Origin of the sequence: Actinopolymorpha pittospori, from assembly GCF_014873875.1 — a bacterium.
GTDB lineage: Bacteria > Actinomycetota > Actinomycetes > Propionibacteriales > Actinopolymorphaceae > Actinopolymorpha > Actinopolymorpha pittospori.
In genome coordinates this window covers 6,852,056-6,874,388 of record NZ_JADBEM010000001.1, presented here as the reverse complement: position 1 = coordinate 6,874,388, position 22,333 = coordinate 6,852,056, and the positions used below count along the sequence as shown (strand labels likewise).

The 22,333-nt window shown below is 68.8% G+C and carries 18 protein-coding genes and 1 pseudogene; 9 read left to right on the top strand and 10 right to left on the bottom strand.

The features are described 5' to 3' along the window. Window positions 1–37: 37 nt before the first annotated feature. Complete coding sequence (locus HEB94_RS53795) at window positions 38–1,282, top strand: histidine kinase (RefSeq protein WP_202896670.1); 1,245 nt, start codon at window positions 38–40, stop codon at window positions 1,280–1,282. Continuing rightward, window positions 1,282–2,037, top strand: a complete 756-nt coding sequence (locus HEB94_RS32025; RefSeq protein ID WP_192753322.1) for a response regulator — start codon at window positions 1,282–1,284, stop codon at window positions 2,035–2,037. The genes HEB94_RS53795 and HEB94_RS32025 overlap by 1 nt, the downstream gene beginning before the upstream one ends. 10 nt (window positions 2,038–2,047) lie before the next feature. Here the strand turns inward: HEB94_RS32025 and HEB94_RS32020 are convergent, their stop codons facing one another. Continuing rightward, the gene (locus tag HEB94_RS32020; RefSeq protein ID WP_337918082.1) at window positions 2,048–2,647 is read right to left on the bottom strand and encodes a GNAT family N-acetyltransferase; all 600 of its coding nucleotides are present in this window, start codon (window positions 2,645–2,647) and stop codon (window positions 2,048–2,050) included. A 59-nt stretch (window positions 2,648–2,706) separates the two neighbouring features. On the opposite strand from HEB94_RS32020, the gene HEB94_RS32015 reads away from it, so the two are divergent. Together HEB94_RS32015 and HEB94_RS32010 are read left to right on the top strand one after the other, a co-directional pair. Beyond that, window positions 2,707–3,825: a DNA glycosylase AlkZ-like family protein gene (locus HEB94_RS32015; RefSeq protein WP_192753321.1), complete on the top strand. Its 1,119-nt coding sequence runs from the start codon at window positions 2,707–2,709 to the stop codon at window positions 3,823–3,825. Window positions 3,826–3,937: 112 nt separating this feature from the next. Then, window positions 3,938–4,507, top strand: a complete 570-nt coding sequence (locus HEB94_RS32010) for a cysteine hydrolase family protein (RefSeq protein ID WP_192753320.1) — start codon at window positions 3,938–3,940, stop codon at window positions 4,505–4,507. Between the two features lie 19 nt (window positions 4,508–4,526). Here the strand turns inward: HEB94_RS32010 and HEB94_RS32005 are convergent, their stop codons facing one another. Beyond that, window positions 4,527–5,588, bottom strand: coding sequence for a tyrosine-type recombinase/integrase (locus HEB94_RS32005; protein WP_192753319.1), 1,062 nt, complete (start codon window positions 5,586–5,588; stop codon window positions 4,527–4,529). 821 nt (window positions 5,589–6,409) lie between these two features. On the opposite strand from HEB94_RS32005, the gene HEB94_RS32000 reads away from it, so the two are divergent. Continuing rightward, window positions 6,410–6,817 (top strand): ArsR/SmtB family transcription factor, encoded by a 408-nt coding sequence (locus HEB94_RS32000; RefSeq protein ID WP_337918081.1) that lies wholly within the window; start codon window positions 6,410–6,412, stop codon window positions 6,815–6,817. A gap of 36 nt (window positions 6,818–6,853) precedes the next feature. Here HEB94_RS32000 and HEB94_RS31995 read toward each other — a convergent pair whose 3' ends face one another. The 3 genes from HEB94_RS31995 to HEB94_RS31985 all read right to left on the bottom strand — a co-directional run bounded on the left by HEB94_RS31995 (window position 6,854) and on the right by HEB94_RS31985 (window position 10,281). Then, entirely contained in the window at window positions 6,854–9,244 is a 2,391-nt protein-coding gene (locus HEB94_RS31995; RefSeq protein ID WP_192753318.1) for an ATP-binding cassette domain-containing protein, read from the bottom strand. 171 nt (window positions 9,245–9,415) lie between these two features. Then, window positions 9,416–9,826, bottom strand: coding sequence for a VOC family protein (locus tag HEB94_RS31990; RefSeq protein WP_192753317.1), 411 nt, complete (start codon window positions 9,824–9,826; stop codon window positions 9,416–9,418). Window positions 9,827–9,831: 5 nt separating this feature from the next. Beyond that, complete coding sequence (locus HEB94_RS31985; RefSeq protein WP_192753316.1) at window positions 9,832–10,281, bottom strand: helix-turn-helix domain-containing protein; 450 nt, start codon at window positions 10,279–10,281, stop codon at window positions 9,832–9,834. A gap of 260 nt (window positions 10,282–10,541) precedes the next feature. On the opposite strand from HEB94_RS31985, the gene HEB94_RS31980 reads away from it, so the two are divergent. Next, complete coding sequence (locus HEB94_RS31980) at window positions 10,542–11,024, top strand: hypothetical protein (protein WP_202896669.1); 483 nt, start codon at window positions 10,542–10,544, stop codon at window positions 11,022–11,024. A 130-nt stretch (window positions 11,025–11,154) separates the two neighbouring features. Here HEB94_RS31980 and HEB94_RS31975 read toward each other — a convergent pair whose 3' ends face one another. From HEB94_RS31975 to HEB94_RS53790, 3 genes are all read right to left on the bottom strand, one after another. Further along, window positions 11,155–13,074 (bottom strand): phospholipase C, encoded by a 1,920-nt coding sequence (locus tag HEB94_RS31975; RefSeq protein ID WP_192753315.1) that lies wholly within the window; start codon window positions 13,072–13,074, stop codon window positions 11,155–11,157. 365 nt (window positions 13,075–13,439) lie between these two features. Continuing rightward, a complete protein-coding gene (gene efeB / locus HEB94_RS31970) occupies window positions 13,440–14,693 on the bottom strand; it encodes an iron uptake transporter deferrochelatase/peroxidase subunit (protein ID WP_192753314.1) in 1,254 nt (417 codons plus the stop codon). Further along, window positions 14,690–16,045 (bottom strand): imelysin family protein, encoded by a 1,356-nt coding sequence (locus HEB94_RS53790; RefSeq protein WP_202896668.1) that lies wholly within the window; start codon window positions 16,043–16,045, stop codon window positions 14,690–14,692. The genes efeB and HEB94_RS53790 overlap by 4 nt, the downstream gene beginning before the upstream one ends. Window positions 16,046–16,357: 312 nt before the next feature. On the opposite strand from HEB94_RS53790, the gene HEB94_RS31960 reads away from it, so the two are divergent. From HEB94_RS31960 to HEB94_RS31950, 3 genes are all read left to right on the top strand, one after another. Next, window positions 16,358–17,329, top strand: a complete 972-nt coding sequence (locus HEB94_RS31960; protein ID WP_192753313.1) for an SDR family NAD(P)-dependent oxidoreductase — start codon at window positions 16,358–16,360, stop codon at window positions 17,327–17,329. Window positions 17,330–17,874: 545 nt separating this feature from the next. After that, complete coding sequence (locus HEB94_RS31955; RefSeq protein ID WP_192753312.1) at window positions 17,875–18,813, top strand: phosphotransferase; 939 nt, start codon at window positions 17,875–17,877, stop codon at window positions 18,811–18,813. Window positions 18,814–19,346: 533 nt separating this feature from the next. Then, the gene (locus HEB94_RS31950) at window positions 19,347–20,468 is read left to right on the top strand and encodes a phosphotransferase enzyme family protein (RefSeq protein WP_192753311.1); all 1,122 of its coding nucleotides are present in this window, start codon (window positions 19,347–19,349) and stop codon (window positions 20,466–20,468) included. Between the two features lie 205 nt (window positions 20,469–20,673). Here the strand turns inward: HEB94_RS31950 and HEB94_RS31945 are convergent, their stop codons facing one another. Together HEB94_RS31945 and HEB94_RS31940 are read right to left on the bottom strand one after the other, a co-directional pair. Further along, complete coding sequence (locus HEB94_RS31945) at window positions 20,674–21,312, bottom strand: AAC(3) family N-acetyltransferase (RefSeq protein WP_273378508.1); 639 nt, start codon at window positions 21,310–21,312, stop codon at window positions 20,674–20,676. Between the two features lie 413 nt (window positions 21,313–21,725). Further along, window positions 21,726–22,260, bottom strand: a pseudogene (locus tag HEB94_RS31940) (dihydrofolate reductase family protein). Window positions 22,261–22,333: the final 73 nt, after the last annotated feature.

Sequence of the window (22,333 nt, the reverse complement as noted above, 5' to 3'; positions counted from 1 at the left end):
ATGCGGGCGTCGCCGAACAGCCGGGACAATGGCTCTCGTGGAGCATGTGTGGGACCGGCGGGCCGGGTGGGCCGCCGGCTGGGATCGGATCGCCGCCGCTCCGCATGCCATCGTGGCGGCCGGGGTCGTGCTGGCGCTGGCCGCGCTCGTCGAGTCGATCACGAAGGGGACGCCGTTCTCCTCCGCGTTCGCGTCCTCCTTCGGCAACCTCGTGGTGCTCGGCCTGCTCGGCCTGGCCACCACCGCGCCGATCGCGCTTCTGGGGGCGCAGCGCACCGCGGCCGCGGTCGTCGTCTCCGCGTCGACCGTCCTGTCATTGGCCGCGTTCCAGACCCTGACCATGGCCGGGGCCGTCGCACAGCTGGTCGCGGGATACCGGATCGGCCGACACGGCCCGGCGCCGGTGGCGATCGCGGTAGCCGTGCCGTTCCCCGTCCTCGCGCTCGCCGGGACGAACGACGGTGAGGCGCGCGTGCTGACCCTGCTGCTGGCCTCCCTCGCCCCGGCCGCAGCCATGGCCGGGATCGCGCGGCGCGCCCGAGCCGACGCGCTGGCCAACACCGCCGCCCGGCAGGTCATCGCCGACAACCTGCTCGAACACACCGCCCGCGGCGAGCGTGCCCGGATCGCCCGCGAACTCCACGACTTGGTCGCCCACCACATCTCCATGGTCGCCGTCCAGGCGGAGACGGCACGGCTGGCCGTCCCGGGCATGCCACCCGCCGGGGCCGACCGGCTCTTGGCCATCGGTGACACCGCCCGAGCCGCGTTGACGGAGATGCGGCGGCTGCTCGGCGTACTCCGCGAAGACGCCAGGTCGGCGGAGGCGCCCGAGGCTTCCGACGCCACCGTGGACCGCAGTCCCCAACCGGGCCTGCGGCTGGGGGAGCTCAACGAGTTGCTGGACGGCGCCCGGGACGCCGCCGGCAGCAGCACCCGGCTCGTCCTACGCGGCGCACCGGTCACGCTCGACCCAGGCGTCGAGCTCGCCGCCTACCGCATCGTCCAGGAAGCCCTCACCAACGCACGCCGGCACGCCCCAGGGGCCGCCGTCGACGTCGAACTCCACTACGGCGAGGACGACCTGCGGCTCCTCGTCCGCGACAATGGGCCCGGCACCACCACGACGGGGACCGCCGCCGGTCAGGGAGTCGCTGGTCACGGACTCGCCGGCATGCGCGAACGCGCTGCCGCGGTCGGCGGTGAGCTGCGCGCCGGAGCGGCGACCGGCGGTGGCTTCCTCGTCGAGGCCCAGCTGCCCGGAAAGAACGAGAGGGCCTGATGGACACGCGAGCCCGGGCGATCCGGATCGTCGTCGCCGACGACCACCCTGTCGTGCAAACGGGATTCGCCGAACTGCTCGGCACCCAACCCGACTTCCAGGTCGTCGGCACCGCCTCCGACGGGGTTGAGGTCGTCCGGATCTGCCGCGAGGTCACCCCCGACGTCGTGCTCATGGACGTACGGATGCCGGGCATGGACGGGATCGAGGCGACCCGAAGGCTCACGGGGTCCGCCTCCGGTTCCGGCTCCGGTTCCGCCACCACGACCCCCACGCCAGGCCTCGCCACCGCCTCGGTGACGCCCCAGCCACGCGTCCTCATCCTCACGACGTTCGACCTGGACGAGTACGTCTACGCGGCACTCCGCGCCGGCGCCAGCGGCTTCCTGCTCAAGGACGTCACCGCCGAACGGCTCTTCGACGCCGTACGCGTCATCGCCGTCGGCGAGGCGCTGCTGGCACCGGCGGTCACCCGGCGGCTCATCGACGAGTTCGCCCTCCAGCGCCCCGTACCCGACCCCGCGGCCAGCGCGACGATCTCCTCGCTGACCCCGCGCGAGACACAGGTCCTGCGGCTCGTCGCGGAAGGCCTGTCCAACCCGGAGATAGCCGCTCGACTGACCGTCACCGAGGAGACGGTGAAGACGCACGTGAGCCGGGTGTTGGGCAAGCTCGGGCTGCGCGACCGGACCCAGGCGGTCGTCGCGGCGTACGAGACCGGACTCGTCGTTCCCCGCTCCAGCGGCTCGCGGTAGCTGGCCGGCGTCAACGATCTGTTGACACCGGCCCGGCCTCCTCGTCCTCCGCCAGGCGGGCATGGAAATGCATGTCGTGCCAGCCGTCCTGGTGCAGGCCCTGCCGGCGCTTGGTGCCCTCGTACGCGAACCCTGCTTTCTCGGCGATCCGACACGAGGCTGGGTTGACCGCCGAATGGCTGAGCTCGATCCTGTGCAGGCCCACGTGGGTGAACATCCACGCGGTGACCGCGCGGGCGGCACGGGTCGCGACACCCCGGCCGCGTGCGGGTGGAAGAGTCCAGTACCCGATCTCGGCGACGCCTTCGCCCAGGTCGATGCGGCGGAAGCCGACCCGCCCGACGAGCACGTCGTCCGCGGTGACGGCCCAACCAGCGCCCGTCTCCTCCTGCCACCGACGCGACCACGACGCGAGCCACGCCGAAACCTCATGCTCCTCCATCGAGCGAACGTGCCATCGTCGGATGTCGGGGTTCTGGTAGGCGCCGACGACAGCGTGGGCATCGGAAAGACGCCAGGGGCGCAGGAGGAGTTCGTCGACCGGCAGGGTCGGCTGTCGCAGCGCTCGTAGCCGACCAGAACGTACTGCCGCGGGCATGGGATCGGGCACTCGAAGGATTATCGTCACACCGGCGACTCCGGGGGCGACAACCCCTAGGCTCTGGGGCCATGGCCCACGTCCACACGCTCAGCCGCCGGGACGCTCGACGGGTGGCCATCCGAGCCCAGCTGCTCCAGCGGGAACGCCCGACCGACCTGCTGTCGATGGTGCGCCACCTCACGTTGCTCCAGCTCGACCCGATCAGCGCCGTCGCGCCGAGCGCCGATCTGGTCGCCTGGAGCCGCCTTGGCTCTTCGTACTCACCCAGCGACCTGCGTGCCGCGCTGGACGACCGCCGGCTGTTCGAGCTTCGGGCCATGGTGCGTCCCGCGGAGGACATCGCGCTCTACCGCGCCGACATGGCCGCGTGGCCCGGAACCGGCGAGCTCAAGGACTGGCAGGAGTTCCGCCGCGACTGGGTGCTGGCCAACGACCGCTGCCGCCGCCAGATTCTGGACCGCCTACGCGACGCCGGGCCGCTGCCTTCACGCGAGCTCCCCGACACCTGCGAGAAGCCGTGGGGCTCCACCGGCTGGACCAACAACAAGAACGTCACCCAACTGCTCGACCTCATGGTGCAACGTGGCGAGGTCGCGGTCGCCGGACGGAAGCGACGCGACCGGCTGTGGGACCTCGCCGAACGCGTCTACCCGGACGGACCGGTTCTCCCGGTCGAGGAGGCTGAGCAAGAGCGCGACCGCCGGCGGCTGCGCGCCCTCGGGATCGCCCGGGTCCGCGGTCCGGAGTTCCCCGTCGAACCCGCCGACGTCGGCGAGGCGGGGGAGCCCGCGGTCGTGGCCGTCGAAGGCGTGCGAGGGGAGTGGCGGCTCGAGCCGGCCCTGCTCGACGAACCGTTCCACGGCCGGACGGCGCTGCTGTCGCCGTTCGACCGGCTCGTGCACGACCGCGCCCGTGCCCAGGACCTCTTCGAGTTCGAGTACCAGCTGGAGATGTACAAACCGGCCGCGAAACGGCGGTGGGGCTACTTCGCCCTTCCGCTGCTCCACGGCGACCAGCTGGTCGGCAAGCTCGACGCCACGGCCGACCGCAAGGCCGGCGCGCTCCTGGTCAACGCGATCCACCAGGACGTGCCGTTCACCAAGGCCATGGCCGCCGCGGTCGACCGTGAGATCGCCGACCTCGCACGCTGGCTCCAGCTCGACGTCCGCCGCATCAGCTGCGTTTGACGCGCGACGGCTGACCCGACGGCCACGGCACCCCACGATGCCTGCGGCTGTCGGTGGTCCCACCTACTCTGTGGGCCATCAGGCTCCGCGACGGAGAGACCAGGAGACTCCCATGACCACTCTGCCCGATCGGCCCAACACGGCGCTTCTCGTGATCGACGTCCAGAACGGCGTGGTGGCCCGCACCCACAACCGCGACGACGTGATCGCCAACATCAACACCCTGCTCGACAAGGCGCGAGTGGAGGACGTACCAGTCGTATGGGTGCAGCACTCCGACGACAATCTCCCGCGCGACAGCGAGAACTGGCAGTACGTGCCCGAACTCGTCCGCCTCGACTCCGAGCCACTCGTCCACAAGACCTACCTCGACTCCTTCGAGGACACCGACCTGGAAGCACGACTCGCGGAGCTCAGGGTGGGCCGCATCGTCGTCACCGGCGCGCAGACCGACGCGTGCATCCGCTCGACCCTGCACGGCGCCTTCGTGCGCGGGTATGACGCGACCCTGGTCGGCGACGCCCACACGACGGAGGACCTCAGCGAATACGGAGCGCCAAGCCCGGAGCAGGTGGTCGCGCACACCAACCTCTACTGGGACTGGCAGATCGCACCCGGCCGTCGCGGCGGGACCGTCGACACGGCGAAGGTCAGCTTCACGGCGGGCGACGACGCGAGCTGAATCCTCTCGGACGGCCGGCTCAGTCGCGGGCGAGCGGGGAGCTGTCGATGGCTTCGGCGGCGGCACTCATCGAGTCGTCCATGTAGACAGAGGTCGTGGCCAGGCTGGAGTGCCCGGCGATCTGTGCGACGGTGGCGATGTCGACACCGGCTCTGGCCAGAACGGTCAGAGCTGTGTGCCGGAGTGAGTGTGGTGTCGCCCGCCGGCCGAGGAACTCCTTGGTGTAACGCTCGACCATTCGCTGGACGTCACGAGGGGAGAGCCTTTTCCCACGCACAGACACGAACAACGCGCTGGCCGCATCGTCGACCTTGATGCGTTCCGCGCGGTCACGGAAGCTCGGCTGCGCAGGCGCGGGGCGTTCCTCGGCCAGGTAACGCTCGATGGTCCTGAGCGTCGCCTTCGACAGGGGCAGGTCGCGGTTCTTGCCGCCCTTGCCCCGAACGTGCAGAACGGGCGTGTGGGTTTCCTCGTGCAGGCGGATGTCGCTGCGATTGGCGCCGCACAGCTCCGACACCCGTGGTCCGGACTCGACCAGGAGACGCAGGATCGCCTCGTCGCGTACGAACAACCGCTGGTCTGCCCGCAGGGTTTCCGGTGCGCGGCTGGCCGGCGAAGCACGCAGGGTCAACGCCTCGTCGATTCGGAGGCCGAGGCGCGCGCCGGCGGCTCGCTTCGGTGTCCGCGGCGGACTCAGCCGCGTGGTGGGATCGATCTGGACGTAGCCCCTGTCCGCGGCCCAGCGAAACAACCCGCGCACCGCGGCGAACCAGCGAGCCAGCGAGTGTGGCCCGCGACCCGGGGGAGTGGAGCCATCCTCGGCGATCTTCAGACCCTTGGTGTAGCGGCGATCGGGCGCTTTCGCGATGGTCGTCAGCGCGACTTCCAGGTGGTCTGCCTCGATCGCGTCGAGCACAGTGTCTGGACCCAGGAGAGTGGTGAAGTCGGTGAGGTCGCGGTAGTAGGCGTGCAGGGTGGTGGCACTGAGTTGAGAACGCATGACGCGACGCTCGAGGACCTCGAGGTACTCCAGCACGGCGTCGTGAACACTCACTGTCGACAACACTCTCGGCTCGACCATGGCCGGAAACATACCATGTCGCGGATTGCCTATTACACGACATGAATCACGCCGTGGTGGTGCGGCCTCCAGAATCCATCTGATGCCACTTGCGGCCGACCCCACTCCGTGCAGGGTTCGTCACTGACGCCACATCCCCGCGTCGACCTGCGGAGATTGCGGCCGAACCAGCGTTGACCTGCGAGAACGCGCAGCCTCCAGGCCGGGCGGGAGGGCGGGCCGCCGGCGCCGATGATCACCTTCCGGGTCGCCAGATCGGCTCAGGCCGATACCTGACGGCAAGTCCTGATGTTGTCGTGCTCGTCTCGACCACCACGCCGGCTACGCGCTGTCCGCCGCACGACGAACATTCACGTTGCCCGCGCCGCCGCGACAGCGACGTCGACCGAGACGAGGCCTCCACGCGAAACGAATGAGGAAACGCGACGGAGGGTGCGGGTCGAAGGCCGCGTGGGCGACCCTCTGGACGTCAGGGAAGACCCCTCTCCATCGACTAGTTGACATAATGTTCATTATCGGCGCTTAGCTCACGGGCGTCGCATCCATCGAAAACTCGCATCCGTGGCTGGCTGACGGGCCCGTCCTGGCAGGTCGGCAGACCTGTCGGCAGGCCTGGATTGCTCCACGTGTGCGTTGCCGTCGAACGCCAGCAGGGCCAGGACCCGGAAGTCGCCGGCCAGGACTTCCACCGGGACCGTCCTGGGATCTGGGATCTTCGGGCCGAACCTTGGCGGATCCCGACGCCGCCCGGCTCCGACTGAACCGAGGGCCCCTAAGCTATTCCTTGACACGAATATTCTCTGTCGCGAATGCTTCTGCCTGTGGACGCACTCCTAACCGCACTGGCCGACCCGGCTCGCTGGCGGCTCGTGAGCCTCTTGGCGCAGCAGCCCCGCTCGGTCGGCGTTCTCGCCCAGCTCGCCGAGGCGCGTCAGCCGCAGACGACCAAGCACCTGCAGACCCTCGAGCGCGCCGGCCTCGTCACCTCTCAGCGCACCGGTCAGCGGCGCATCTACGCACTCCAGGCCACTCCCCTGCGGGACCTGGCCGCAGCGCTGAGCCAGCTCGCCGACACCGCCGACCAGGTGGGTGGTCCGCGCGCGACCTACGACCGCCCCTCGGAGCGCACGATCAGCGGCGGCACGTCTTCACCACGAGCCGACCCCTCCATGTCGCATATCAACATCTCAGGCTGCCGTGGGACGAGTCGAAACAGCCGAAACAGCTGAGTGAACCCGTCCCACGGTGTCGCGCGAGCGCGTCGGTCAGGTCGCGACGTAGGCCGCGAGGTGTTCGCCGGTGAGGGTCGAGCGGTCGGCGACGAGTTCGGCGGGTGTGCCCTCGAAAACGATCCGGCCGCCCTCGTGGCCGGCGCCGGGGCCGAGGTCGATGATCCAGTCGGCGTGCGCCATGACCGCCTGGTGGTGCTCGATGACGATGACCGACTTGCCGGAGTCGACGAGCCGGTCGAGCAGGCCGAGGAGCTGCTCGACGTCGGCGAGGTGCAGGCCGGTGGTCGGCTCGTCGAGGATGTAGACGTCGCCCTTCTCGGCCATCTGGGTGGCGAGCTTGAGGCGCTGCCGCTCGCCGCCGGACAACGTGGTGAGCGGCTGGCCGAGGCTGAGGTAGCCGAGCCCGACGTCGGCGAGCCGGTCGAGGATCTTGTGCGCGGCCGGGGTGTGTGCCTCGCCGTCGGCGAAGAACTCCTCGGCCTCGGTGACCGACATCGCGAGCACCTCGGCGATGTTCCGGCCGCCCAGTGTGTACTCCAGCACCGACGCCTGGAACCGCCGCCCCTCACACTCCTCGCAGGGGGACTCGACGGTGTCCATGATCCCCAGGTCGGTGTAGATGACGCCGGCGCCGTTGCAGGCGGGGCAGGCGCCCTGGGAGTTGGAGCTGAACAGCGCCGGCTTCACTGCGTTGGCCTTCGCGAACGCCTTGCGGATCGGGTCGAGCAGGCCGGTGTAGGTAGCCGGGTTGCTGCGCCGAGATCCCCGGATCGCGCCCTGGTCGATCACCACCACGCCGTCGCTGCCCGCGACCGAGCCGTTGATCAGCGAGCTCTTGCCGGAGCCGGCGACGCCCGTGAGCACGCACAGCACTCCGAGCGGGATGTCGACGTTCACTTTCTGGAGGTTGTGCGTCGACGCGCCACGGACCTTCAGCGCCTCGGAGGACGAACGCACCGAGTCCTTGAGGGTTGCCCGGTCGTCGAGATGGCGGCCGGTGGTGGTGTCACTCCCCCGCAGACCGTCCACGGTGCCCTCGAAGCACACGGTGCCGCCGGCCGTGCCGGCGCCCGGGCCGAGGTCGACCACGTGGTCGGCGATCGCGATCGTCTCGGGCTTGTGCTCCACGACGAGGACGGTGTTGCCCTTGTCCCGCAGTTGCACCAGCAGGTTGTTCATCCGCTGGATGTCGTGGGGGTGCAGGCCGATCGTGGGCTCGTCGAAGACGTAGGTGACGTCGGTGAGCGAGGAGCCGAGGTGCCGGATCATCTTGGTGCGCTGCGCCTCTCCGCCGGAGAGCGTGCCGGCGGGTCGGTCGAGCGAGAGGTAGCCGAGCCCGATGTCGGCGAAGGAGTCGAGGAGGTGTTGCAGTCCGGCGAGCAGCGGGGCCACCGCCGGCTGGTCCAGACCGCGCAGCCACTGCGCCAGGTCGCTGATCTGCATCGAGCAGACGTCGGCGATGTTCTTTCCCTTGATCTTCGACGAGCGGGCCTCTTTGCTGAGCCGGGTGCCGTCGCAGTCGGGGCAGGTCGTGAAGGTCACCGACCGCTCGACGAAGGCGCGGATGTGCGGCTGCATCGCGTCGACGTCCTTGGACAGGAACGACTTCTGGATCTGCGGGATCAGTCCCGAGTACGTCAGGTTGATCCCGTCGACCTTGATCTTGGTCGGCTCCCGGTAGAGGAGGTCGTGCAGCTCCTTCTTGGTGTACTTGCGGATCGGCTTGTCCGGGTCGAAATAGCCGCTTCCGCGGAAGATCCGGCCGTACCAGCCGTCCATGCTGTAGCCGGGGATCGTGAGCGCGCCATCGTTGAGCGACTTGCTGTCGTCGTACAGCGCGGTCAGGTCGATGTCGTTGACATTGCCCATGCCCTCGCAGCGCGGGCACATGCCGCCCTGGTAGACCGCGTTCCGCACCACGGTCTTCTCGCCCTGGCCCTTGTCGGTCTTCATGACGCCGCTCGCCGTCCGGGTCGGGACGTTGAACGAGAACGCCGTGGGCGGGCCGACGTGCGGCTTCCCGAGCCGGCTGAAGAGGATGCGCAGCATCGCGTTGGCGTCGGTGGCCGTTCCGACGGTGGAGCGGGGGTTGGAGCCCATCCGCTCCTGGTCGACGATGATCGCCGTGGTCAGCCCTTCCAGCAGGTCGACCTCCGGCCGCGCGAGCGTCGGCATGAAGCCCTGTACGAAGGCGCTGTAGGTCTCGTTGATCATCCGCTGTGACTCGGCGGCGATCGTGCCGAACACCAGCGAGCTCTTGCCCGATCCGGAGACGCCGGTGAACACGGTCAGCCGGCGCTTGGGGATCTCGACGCTGACGTCCTTGAGGTTGTTCTCGCGTGCGCCCTGCACGCGGATCAGGTCGTGGCTGTCGGCAACGTGCGGTGCAGGCGACTGCGTGGCAGTCCGCTTGGCCTTGCTCATCGTGTCTCCATCTGTCGGACGGGCCGCCTTCGCGGTCTCCATCGGCGCTGCCTGGCTCGATCTAACCAGCGATGGCTTTGGTCGAAGTTTCGCGTCCCTGCTGGGGGTACCGCGACGATGGCCTCTGACCCGGACGAACTCCCAGGTCAGAGGGCCCTTCGTCGGGACGGTTCAGCTGAGTTCCTGGATGCGGATGAGGTTGCCTGCCGGGTCGCGGAAGGCGCAGTCGCGGATGCCGTAGGGCTGGTCGGTGGGTTCCTGGACGACCTCGGCGTCGCCGGCCTGGAGACGGGCGAAGGTGTCGTCGAGGTCCTTGGTGGCCAGGTTGATGCCGGAGTAGGTGCCCTTGGCCATCATCTCGGTGACGGTACGACGTTCGTCCTCGGTGACGCCGGGCGAGGCGTTCGGCGGGTACAGGACGATCGAGGTGTCGGGCTGGTCAACGGGGCCGAGGGTGATCCAGTGCATCCCGTTGTAACCCACGTCGTTACGGACCTCGAAGCCCAGGACGTCGCGGTAGAAGGCCAGAGACGCGTTGTGATCGATGTGCGGCAGGAAGCTCGCGTGAATCGTGATGTCCATGGCGGTCACACTAGGTGAGGCTCGCTGGCCGGTGCTTCTCGATTCCTGATCGGTCTGGTCACCTGTTTCGCGACACACGGTGGCATCCCCACGGTCGCCTCCGCGGCCTGGCGCCGGTAGGCGCTGGGCGGCATGCCGACCAGTTCGGTGAAGCGGGTGCTGAAGGTGCCCAGCGACGAGCAACCGACCGCGAAACAGACCTCGGTGACGCTGAGGTCGCCACGGCGCAGCAGCGCCATCGCGCGCTCGATACGCCGCGTCATCAGGTAGCCGTACGGAGACTCGCCGTAGGCGCGTCGGAACTCGCGGCTGAGATGCCCGGCCGACATGTGCGCGCCCCTCGCGAGCGCCTCGACGTCCAGCGGCTGCGCGTACTCCCGGTCGATGCGGTCGCGCACGCGCCGTAGCCGCGCGAGGTCGCTCAGATGCTGCGCCGGGTCGGTTTTGCTGCTCACCTGCGAAATCGTGCCATGCCGCGCCGGGCTTGCCCAATGCCGACGCGTGCTGGAGCCGATGCCGCGGCTGCAGGATCTCGGCAGTCGGGGTTGGGCCGAATCGGCGACTCTGGGTAGTGGAGGGGAGCCGGCCCCCGGTCGTGACGGGGTGTCACCGAGCGCCTGGCGGCCCGCAGCGGACGCGACGTGCCCTCCCCCGCCCGCTGCCATGCTGGGGCCATGCGAGCTGGACGTACGAAGACACGGCGCGGGGCGATCTCGTGAACGCGCGTACGGACCCCATCCCCGGCGGGGAGGACGACCTGCCGTTCGTCGACGAGCATCACGTCGTCGTGTCGGCGCCGCCCCTGGTCGTGTGGCGTTCTCTCCTCACACATTTCACCCGCCCGGATCTTTCCGGCGCGCAGGCACTGGCGTCCGTGCTGGCCGCCGAACCGCGACGTGCGTCCGGGACCGCCCTGGACGACGGCGCGACGCTGCCCGGGTTCGCGGTGGCGCGAGCCGTGCCCGGACACCTGCTGCGCCTCACGGGCCGGCATCGGTTCTCGAGGTACGCGTGGGTGTTCACGCTGGCCGTCTGTTCCGGCGGAACGACACTCACCGCGCGGACGAACGCGGAGTTCCCCGGACTGCACGGTTCCGTCTACCGCGGGCTGGTCATCAGCTCCGGCGCCCACCGTGCGTTCGTGGCGCACATGCTGCGCGCCGTGCGTCGCGCGGCCGAACGCGAAACCGGCGGCTGAGAACGCGAAGGGGGCCGCCCGGTGTGTACCGGGCGGCACCTCGGACCTGCGCTCGGACGCTCAGACCAGGGGTCGGCTGGGCATCAGTGGCGAGTCAGCCTCGTCGCGATGGTGGTCGTGGGCCTGTGCTTCAGGCCGCGCCGACCGCCTGACGGCGGTGCTTGCGGGCGTACAGCGCGCCGCCACCGATGAGCAGCACACCGGCGGCGATGCCGATCGGAAGCGCGGGCGTCGTCGGCGTGCCCGTCTGGGCGAGCGCCTGCGTGGTGGGCGGGGTTCCGCCACCCGTGCCGGCGGCCGCCACGCCGTGCGTGCCGTCGTCCTTGCCGCCGTGACCAGGCTTGCTCGGCGCGGAGTTGTGGATCGGCTTCACGGACTTGACGGAACCGTCGGTGTTCAACAGCACCTGCTGGTTGTTCGGGTGCTTGAAGTTGAAGGCGCCGTCCAGGCTCTTGGCGCGAGCGTCGAAGGACGCGTCACCGACGCGGCCGGTGTTCCAGTTGTCCTCGATGAACTTGGTGATAGAGGCCTGCTCGGTGCGGGTGTGGTCGACCGAGTTGACCTTGCTGTACGGGGAGATCACCAGCAGCGGCTGCCGGGTGCCCGGTCCGCAGCGGTCCGCGTAGCCACCAGCCGCCTTCGGGCCGGCCTGGCAGGCTGGTCCGTCGGTCGCCTTGTTGTTGGAGCCGAGCGTGGTGTCGGTGGAGCCGTTCTGCGGCTTGGCGTAGGCGTGGTCGTACCAGCCGTCGGAGTCGTCGTAGGCGATGACGACCGCGGTGTCCTTCCACTCCGGGGACTGCTGGATCTGGTTGATCTCCTTGACCAGGAAGTCCTGCTCGTCCAGCGGGTCGGAGTAGGCGGCGTGGCCGTCCTGGTACTCCGCGGCCTTGAGGAAGCTGACGGCCGGCAGGTGGCCCGAACGCAGCGCCGCGTCGAAGTCGGTCAGGTCGTAGTTGTGGTTGGCCTGGCCGTTGTGGCCGATCTCGGCGACGTTCTTCGGCGGGAGGTGGTGCGGGTTGGACGTCGACTTGTAGTACATGAACGGCGAGTGGTGCGGGCTGTAGTCGACCGAGGACGCGCCACCGACGTTGGTGTGGGTGGCGGCGGCGCAGCTCGCGTAGTGTCCCTGCTGGCCGTCCCACGGGGTGGCGGGACGGAAGCCGCCCTGGAACCAGCCCCACGACACGTCCTTGTCGTTGAGCAGGTCACCGATGTTCTTGCCCTGCATCACCGCGAGCGCGTTGGAGCTGGTGTGGCTGTTGTCGGAGCAGTCGTCGAACGCCGGGTCGGGGTCGTTGATGACCGTGCCGACACCCTTGGCGTCCGGGGAGACCACGGTGTACGGGTCGGGAGTCGCCGTCTGGGTGGGGTTCTCGGTGCCGGTCTTCGGGTCGACGGAGATCACGCCGTGCGTCTGGCCGGAGACGAGGTTGAGAGCACCGGGCGTGGAGGGCCCGTACACGCTGCTCCAGGCGTTGTCGCCGAGGGAGTAGTTCTGGGCGTAGTTCCACAGCGCGGTGACGGTGTTCCCGTCGTAGTAGTCCATGACCAGGCCGGGCTCGCCGAAGAGTCCGCCGGAGCAGGTGCTCGCCTCGGTGTTCTGGACGTAGGAGTCGGCCTTGCCGCCGTTGGCCGCGTACTGCTCAGGACCGTAGGAGTGGTTCTGGTCGCAGGTGATGGCCTGGTCCGGCGTGAGGCGCTTCGGCGCGTACTGGTTCGGGTTCTTCTGCAGCAGGCCCGCGTGCAGGAGCGTGTCGATCTTCTTCGGCGTGTGCTTGTCGGCGGTGAACTTCGTGCCGTTGGTGTTCGCCGCGACCGGGTAGCTGCCGAAGTAGTGGTCGAAGGAGACGTTCTCCTGGAAGAGGACGACCAGGTGCTTGATCGGGGTCGTCGTGTCGCCCTTGGCGGGGTGCGCCAGGGTGTCCGCGTTCGCGGGCATGCTTCCGCCGAGCAGTACGAGCGTCGCCGCCCCTGCGCCTGCCGCCCACTGGGCGGCCCGCTTACGCGAGCGCGGCCCTCTTCTCCTGCCCGTACCGCTAGTGGTGCTCATGCTGTGTTCAGCCTCCGCAAGTGATGCTTTACGCGTGCGTGGTCTGCCGTGCACGGTGGTCGAATTCGATGTTCCGGGCAGACCAATACGCGCCAACGGACCGGTGATGACGGGCGGGTGAACACCGGGTCAGTAAGTCAAGGGAAAGACTTGACCCGACATTTAAGGTTCGGCTGAAGGGGTGCGGGCGTTGGTCTCGAGGGCCTGAATCCGTTGCCGCGCGGGCCCGTGCTGGTTGGCACTCCGGCGAGGTAGACGCCCGGTCGCGGGCTCGATCGACCCGCACCGCGTCGTGGTGGCTACGAACCGCGACGCGAGAAGCCATGCCAGGCGGCCTTGACCCGCCATTTACCGTTAGGGCGCCCTTAGTCGAGGAGGGTTCGCCCCAGCCAGTCGCCGCGGTCACGAACGCCGGGCAGGGCGAAGAAGTAGCCGCCCCCGAACGGCGAGACGTAGTCGACGAGGGGCTCACCGGCGAGCCGCTTCTGCACCATCTCGAACTGCCGGGCCAGGTCCTTCTGGTAGCAGACGAAGATCAACCCCATGTCGAGGTTGCCGTCTGAGTCCATGCCACGGTCGTAGTTGTAACCGCGACGCAGGATCTGGGAGTCGTCGCTCTGCGCGGTGCGCGGATTCGCCATCCGGATGTGGCTGTCCAACGGAATGACGTCGCCGCTGGGATCCTGGGCGAACTTCGGTTTGTCGAACTCGTCGGTGCCGTCGAGTGGGGCGCCGGAGGCCTTGCTGCGACCGAACATCCGTTCCTGCTCGGTAATGGAGACTCGGTCCCAGAACTCCACGAGCATCCGGATCAGCCGCACCACCTGGTAGGAGCCACCGGTCGTCCAGGCCGGCTCGCCGGCACCGTTGGCCCACAGCAGCCGGTTGGCCACGGCCGGGTCGCTGATGTCGGGGTTGGCCGTACCGTCCTTGAAGCCCAGGTGGTTGCGTGGCGTTCCGCTCGGGCGCGGTGGACTGGTGAAGCCGTCCATCCGCCAGCGGACCTGCATGCCGCCGCGGGTGTGCCGGGCGACGTCCCGCAACGCGTGCAGCACGGTGTCGGCGTCGGGCGCACTGAATTGCAGGCTGAGGTCGCCGTGGCACCACGCCGGATCGAGGTCGTCGTCGAACGCGGGCATCGCGGAAAGGCGCGCCGGCTTGCGGTCGGCGAGTCCGAACCGGTCGTCGAACAGCGACGCGCCGACACCGACGGTCGCCCGCAGGCCGTCGCCGGGTACGTCGGGGCCGAGCGTGCCGCTGTCCGAGGGTGAGTTGGTGATGCCGACCGCGGCGGGTGTGCCGCCTGTGGTCAGGAAGCGGGCCCGGTCGGTGACGGTCCGCATGAGTTCGGTGAGGCCGGCCCGGTCCGTGGCGGTGACGTCGAAGGAGAGGAACGCCGTGAAGCGCTGCACCGGTTCGACGATGCCGGCCTGGTGGAGGCCGTGGAAGTCGACCTGGGGGGTGGGTGTGGGGATGGGCGTGGCGGCGCTCGCCGGACCCCCAGCCAGCGCGGCGGCACCGCCGGCGACCGCTCCGACGGCTCCCACACCGAGCGCCGCGCCGCGCAGGAAGCCGCGTCGCCGCAGTCCACCGGCGTTCGGCTCAGGCGTGTCGGTCATGCCGTCCTCCGTATGTCGAAGATCGCCGCCACCGGGGCGAGCTGTTCCAGCAGGTCACCGAAGTCGGCGTTGATCCGCTGGCGTTGGTCGTGGGTGAGCTTGCCGAGCGGGGTCCACGTCCCGTGGTGGTTCTGGGCGTCCAACGCGGCCTGCGCGCGGTCCAGTGCGGCGTTCAGCCGGGCGAGGTCGGGGTCGCGCGGTGCGAGCAGGGCGTCGAGGCGGCGCAGGATCTCCCGGGTGCCGTCGATGTTGGCGCGGGCGGTCGCGAGGTTGGATCCGCTGCCGTAGTCCGTCCGTCCGGTCAGCTCGAACTGCTCGGTGTTCTCGATGATCTCGTGCGCCCGAAGACCCATGTCGGCCGGATCCATCCGCGCCTGCATCCACGTCGTCCGCAGTGCCCGAACGTCGCTGTCGAGCTTGGCCGCGTGGGTGCGCAACGAGGCCGCGGACTCCCCGTGCCACAGGCCGTACTCGATCCGGTGGAACCCCGTGAAACCCGGGTCTCGCACCGCGTCGGGAGTCCGGGCGGCGGTGCCGTTGATGGCGCCGTCGGCGTCGCCGAACGTGCCGTAGGCGGCGCCCATCCGCTCATAGACCAGGTGCGCGGACAGCCAGTCGCGCCGGGCGGCGGCCAGATCGCCGTCGTCGATGTCGGCCCTGAGCTTCGCGGTGGCCTCGACGAGATCGCTCATCCGCGTGCCGATCCACTTCTGGTACCCGAGCGTCGGCGGGATCACGTCGTGCTGGGTCACCGGCAGGCTCGCCGGGCCCTGTGGGCGGTCGCCCGGGACGACCACGGTCGGCCCGGTGATCGCGTCGGTGTCCTCCTGGAGGCACCTGAACCGGTAGCTGCCGCTGCCGAGGTCGACCAGCATCGGCCGAGAGGTGCCCGGCGCCAGACCCTCGACCTCGCCGAAGACCTTCCCGGTCCTGGGGTCGGTGAGGTAGACCTCGGTGCCGCTGGCCGCGGTGTTGTGCAGGTCGAAGACCTGCACGCCGGCCCGCGGCTTCGTCCACCCCTTTCCGCAGCTGCCGGGAGCGACGCTCACGGAGGTGTGCGGCATGCCCGGGTAGAGCGCGGGTGGCGCCGGCGCGGACTTGTGGACGGTTGCGGTCCCGGCACTGCCGCTTCCCGGGCGCTCGGACACCGACGACCGCTCGTCGGTGCCGGTGACCACGGCGGCGGTCGTGATCGCGCCTGCCAGAACGAGCGCGACACCGAGGCCGGCCGCGGCCTGCAGGCTCCTCCGCCCCCGCTGGGCCGTGGGCTTCGTGGCCGCGCTAGCTGGGTGGTCGGGCGTGCCGGCTGGTCCGGCGTGAGCGTCGGAATCGGCGTCGGGTTCCACGGACACCGGACCTCCGGATTCGTGTGGTTGCTCGTGCGGGCGCCGTTCATGCTATGCACCCGAGATCAACCGTCTGTGCGTCCTGGGTGGTTCGTAGGAGCGCGTCGACCTGTGGGTTCGCAAGGTCTGGACCGCGCTCACGCGGGGGCGTTTCGCGGCGTTCATATCGATGTCCTGTCCGGTTCATGCTGATCATCGGCGGGACTGTGACGAACATCGCGCTCCGATGGCATTCGGAGCCTCCTCCGGTTAAGCTGGACTACCGGAGGGGGTCCTCCATTTGATTGATCACGGGGACGAGAAGAAGGCAGAGCCCACATGAACCACACCCGTGTCACCACCCCGTTCGGCGCGCAGTCGACCGCCGCGGAGATCATCGCCGGGGTCGACCTGAGCGGCGCCCGCGCGATCGTGACCGGCGGAGCCTCCGGCATCGGCCTCGAGACGGCCCGGGCCCTCGCGGGCGCCGGCGCCGAGGTGACCATCGCCGTCCGTGATCTCGAGGTCGGCGAGCGTGCCGCCCGCGACCTCGCCGACCTCACCGGCAACAAGCAGATCCTGGTCGCACCGCTCGACCTCGCCGACCAGGCGTCGGTCGCCGCCTTCGCCGGTGGATGGGACGGACCGTTGCACATCCTGGTCAACAACGCCGGGATCATGGCCCCGCCGTTGGCGCGTACGGCGCAGGGCTGGGAGATGCAGTTCGCGACCAACCACCTCGGCCACTTCGCCCTCGCCACCGGCCTGCACGACGCGCTCGCCGCGGCCGGTTCGGCCCGGGTCGTCTCCGTGAGCTCCGTCGGGCACCTCAACGGAGACCTCGACTTCGACGACATCCACTTCGAGTGGCGTTGCTACGACAGGTGGACGGCCTACGGCCAGTCCAAGACGGCCAACGTGTTGTTCGCCGTCGAGGCCGACCGTCGCTGGGCGGCTGACGGAATCCGGGTGAACGCGCTGAACCCGGGCCGCATACCAGCCACCAACCTCAGCCGGCACATCGGTGACCTGGCGAACGCGCCGGCGTCCTTCGAGCCGGACAGCACGGCGGTGTCGTGGAAGAACGCCGAACAGGGCGCGGCCACCTCCGTCCTGCTCGCGGCGTCTCCGCTCGTCGACGGTGTCGGCGGCCGGTACTTCGAGGACTGCGTCGAGGCCGAGCCGCACCAGCCCGGCATCCGTCGTGGCGTGGCCGACTACGCTCTCGACCCGGAGGCGGCCGTGCTGCTGTGGCAGGTCTCGCTGGACACGCTGTTCGAGGCGGCGGTCCCGACCGGAGCGGTCGGTTAGCCGTCGAGGTGGCGATTGCGAGGAAGGGCCACGGTCGGGTAGAAGTGACGGCCGGATCCCGACACCAGGGCCGGGGCCACGACGGCGAGAGGAGGGCAGCCTGTGTTCCCCAACATCACCGTGCCCGTCCCATCCCGCGGCGCGGAAACACCGCGGTCGTAATCGCCTACGACAACGCGGCGGCTTCCGGGTGCTGGCCCTGCTGGCGCTCGACGGCAACGCGGCGACGGAGCATCGATCGCGCCAAGCTTCCGCAGCTCCGCCCGGCGCATCGCACGAAGCGTGCGCTCCCACACCAGCGTGGCTGACAACGAAGCAACTCCGTAGAAGACCGCGGCCGGCAGGCCACCCACCGCGTCCGCGTGCGAGATGTTTATGCCAGCGCTCAGGCCGGCGTACACCCACACCAGAAACCGATCGACGCCGGCCGAATCCCCCGCCAGCGTCGTCTACGGCCACCGCTCTGAAGGTCACCAGGTTGGGGCCTGGCTCCGCACTGCTCGGCGGGACCAGCCATCCGAGACGGTGATCGGCCCTTCGAGCCGATGAACCAGGGCACCCATCCCGAAGAGCTGCCGACCGAGGTCCTGGACAACGTGGCCAGCGTGGTCGTGGCAGAGGTCACTCTTCTCAGTCGCCTACCCGGAGGCGTCAATGGGGGTGCCATGCGCGTCCAGTTGGCCGGAAGGGCAAATGCAGTGCTCAAAGCAGTGCCCCGGGCACACCCCAACCACCTGGACGAGACTTTGCGAGCCCAGCGAGTGGTCGAGCACATGCGTAGGCGCGGCTATCCCACCCCGGCCTGGCTCGGAGTGGGGGCCACAGCCACTCATGTATGGCATCTGATGGACTTCGTTGACGCGGCTCCCGTGCCAGAGCTGACCCCATCCCTCGTTGAGCAGCTGATGGAGATCATCGAACTCCAGGCTGGCCAAGCCTCCGAGCCCTACGACCACTGGTCGTACGCCTGGCGGCTCGCCACCGGTCAGGAATCGGCTGTCGCCGGCCTGGATTTCAACGAGACGCCCGAGCAGTCGCTTCTCCGCCAGTCCGTGGCCAGGCTCTCGGGGTATTCCTCCGTGGTGTCGGCCTTGGTCGAGCCCCTGCGGCTCGTGTGTGCCGACGTCCCACCACCACGAGAGGCACCTGACATGGTCCATACCGATCTCAACCCCAGTAATGTCCTGGTCCGTGACGGAGCGGTGGTGGCGGTCGTGGATATCGGGAACGCAGGTAGCGGCACGCGGGCGACTGATCTCATCAACCTCGTGTGGTTAACCTTCCAGGATCCGCTGGACGGTGTCCGAAGGCGGCTGTGGACGAGAATCCTCGTCCTGGTCGGCTGGGAGGGGGCGGCGGTGCTCGCAGCGACACAGATCCTCCATATGCTCGAGGTCCCCATCCGTCACGGGCGCCACGATGTCGTTCCAGGGGTGGTCAAGCGTGGCCATCGCGCCCTCGACGAGCTGAACGCGCTTCGCTAAGCCCTGCTCCAAGATCAATGATGCGCTGCGCGCGGCCGTCAAGATCAGCGAGATCGGCAAGCAGTTCGTGCACCTCAGCGCTGGACACTCGCAAAAACATGCCACGTAACGACCCCGCAAGCTCCCGCGAGCCAGCTCCCGTAGTCACCCGGGCACAACGTCTCGATGGCCGAACCTCAACCGTCGATACCTGGGCGAGCACAACGGCGACCATGCGGGCGTCCGCAAGGGATCCACAATCGGACGCCTCCGAAGTGGTGTTTGGTGCCCGGCGATCACGCGTCAGGGTCGCCTGACCGGGCACCGATTGGGGTAGCTGCGCAGGTCGGCGTTCGTGCGGGTGATGGTTGACACCGCGGTGTGGTCTCTATCATGATTTGCCGTGGCGTTGACCTGACGCCGAGCCTGCGAGGTCTTGCCCCAGCCGGGACCTCGGGATGGCGAAGGGGAATCTGCCCTCACGGTCGTTGCCAGTTCAGGCCTGTTCGAGTGTCGCGTTGCTGGGGAGCGAGGACACGTCGAGGAGGCTTGTGATGACCAAGCAGGGCAGTTTCAAGCGCGCCGCACGTGAGCGGGCCCGCGCGACCGGGCAGCGGTACACCGATGCGCGGGCTGATTTGGAATTGGCGAATAGGCAAGAGTTCGTGCATTCCCGCCCGTTCGAGCAGGCGAGGCTGAAAGCCCACCTTGAGGAACGTTACGGGATCGGGATTGTCTCGATCTTGCCGATCGACGACGATCCCGCCACCCGTCCACGCGACTCCTGGCCAGGCCACTATCCCTCAACGCTGGTCGTCAAGCACCGCGATGGTCAGCGCTGGATCGCCCGGGTCTTTTCCTCATCGGCCGACCAGGTCAGCCGCGTGCAGGGTGATGCAGAAATCCTGCAGTTCCTGGCCCGTCAGGGCTTCCCCGCGGAGCTGATCGCGCATCGCAATCCTGTGACGGTTCTGGACGGTAAGGGGGTCATCGTCACCCAGTTCATCGACGGTGGCCGTCCGAGCGCTAAGTCCCCGGCCGTTTGGTACGAACTCGCTGGTCTCCTAGGGCGGTTGCATATGCTCCCCACCGCGGGCGGCGCTGTCGCCAGAGATGGTGGCGCCGAAGAAACCGATGGTGGGTTCCATGTGGGGCGGCCAAAACAAGACCTCGTAGCCGCAATGAGCTTCCTCGTCAGCGTCGAGGACGCGGTGAATGCTGCAGGTCGAGAAAAGTTCGAGTGGCTGCGCGACCAGGTCGAGACCGCTGACGATGCCGAAGGACTGCCTGAGGCGTTCACCCACAGCAACTACCATCCGTGGGCCGCCGTCGGAGAGCCGGGCGATCTCGCGATCGTTGGCTGGGCCGGATCCGGGCGTGGTCCACGTCTGCCCGCGCTGGCCTGGCTACTGCGCACCGCAGCGGAGGGCAGCGGCAGCGCGAATGTTGACGCGGTCATGCACGGATACCGCGAGCACGTCCGACTCAGCGACGAAGAACTCGACCGGCTGCCGTCAATCCTCAACCTCAGGCCCTTGTGGCTGGCATGTTTGGAATACCGGATGGCCGTCAACGACGGGCGTACTCCGGTTATGAACGAGAGCTGGATGCGACCCGGCAGTCGCGAGTTCGCCGAACGACTGGCAACACAAGCGATAGCGGCGCTGCGAAATTGACCCGGGTGAATCGACGCCGCCCGGATGCCGACAACGGTGGCGTTTGGATCGCCAGGTGGTGGACGATCCGATCCTGACCGATGGAGGAACCTCCCGCGTACGGATGGGGATCCTCACCGGACCCCGCTAGATCACCGGGGCGCCCAGTTCGGCTGGCGGGGACCAATCGCCGCCCAGGTACGAGGGCTTTGCTGCCCCATTGCCTCTACGCGGGAACGCTTCGCCGGGCGTTGTCGCATTCGTCGCAGTGTGCGTTGGGTGGGTGGAGGAAGACGAGACGGTCTTTGGCTATTCGCTCCACCACCGTGTCAACGATGTCCCGCGAACGCGCCAGTCGCGCGTACGCGTGGCCGACCAGGCCGGTGGCCTGCGTCCCGCGCTCATGCAGCCAGCCGTCGACCAGGTTGAAGCGCTGGCAACAGTGGTTGTTCTCGGTGTACTCGAGCCGGGTGGGCCTGCCGTCGCGCAGGACCGTGCAGTAGTAAGCCCTGCGGTACAGCGCACCACCGAGGATCTGCGCGTGGTGGATCGTGGTGTCGGCATCGTGATTCACACCGAGGAGCAGTACCTGACCGTCGAGCTCGTGGACACGACCGACGGCACTGTTCGGCACGTGTGGTGGCACAGCGAGCGGGTCAGCCACGATCCGCCGTGCCACCGGGCCTACCGCCGCGAACGCAAAGGGATGCTCGCTCCGCAGTACATCAGGAAGACGCCAAAAAGCCTCCGCCACCACGCCCGGGTCGGTGGAGGCAGACGTGGTGGCGGGATCGAACGGCTCGTCGTCGTCGCCCGTCCATGACGGCACTCGCCAATGTGCCGCCCGCCCGATAACCGCGCGCAAGGCTTCGATCAACCCCGCCGGGCCCGCCCTCGACCGGCCGCGTCGCCCGGAAGGATGTATGCACCAGGAGTACGCCGCCTGGTGCAACTCCCAACGACCGCAGCTGTGCCGCCACCTCGGAGCGGCTGAGCTCGCTCCGCCTGGCGTGCTGGTCTGGCATCGTCCTTCCTCTCCTTCGGACGTCCTACCTTGCCGCGGCCGACGAAAGACCCCGCCGCCCGGCGAGTGTCACCCCGTAACGCCCGGCCGACGTAACCGACTCAACCCCGGCTACGCTCACCCAACGCCGTCAGGTGAGGGATCCCTTAGATACACGGTCTGTGATCCGGGACGGGTATCACGATCGCCTTGGAACACAGCGCCACGAGATCCTTGGGTGGCCCGAAGCCCGGGCCGATCCGAGGTTGGGGTACTCAGCGCCTGGTCTCGTACCTGGTCAGGAGCACGCCGTCGGGGAACGTCCGGGTCTCCACCAGGCTCAGGTTCACCCAGTTGTCCAGGGCCGCAAAGAACGGCGTGCCGCCACCCACCAGGACCGGATGGGTGACGATCGCGTACTCGTCGATCAGCCCGGCCCGCATGGCCACCGCGGCGAGTGTGGCGCCGCCGACGTCCATGGGGCCGCCATCCTCAGTCTTGAGCCGGGTGATCTCGGTGACCGCGTCGCCGGTGACCAGGCGGGTGTTCCAGTCGACCGCGCTGGTCGTCGAGGAGAACACCACCTTCGGCATGTCCCGCCAGCGGCGGGCGTACTCGATCTGCGCCGGTGTGGCGCCAGGCTGCTGGTCGGCGGTCGGCCAGTGGGAGCTCATCGCCTCCCACAGTCTGCGCCCGTACAGCGCCAGGCCCCACCCGGTCCGACCACCACTGGAACCACTCGTCGCTCGGCACGCCCCAGCCGAGGTCGTCGCCGGGCGCGGCGATGTAGCCGTCCAAGCTCAGGTTCATACCGAGAAACTTCTCACGGACCACAGCGACGCTAGGCGCCGACCCTAGGAATGTGTACCGACTTCGGTTCGAT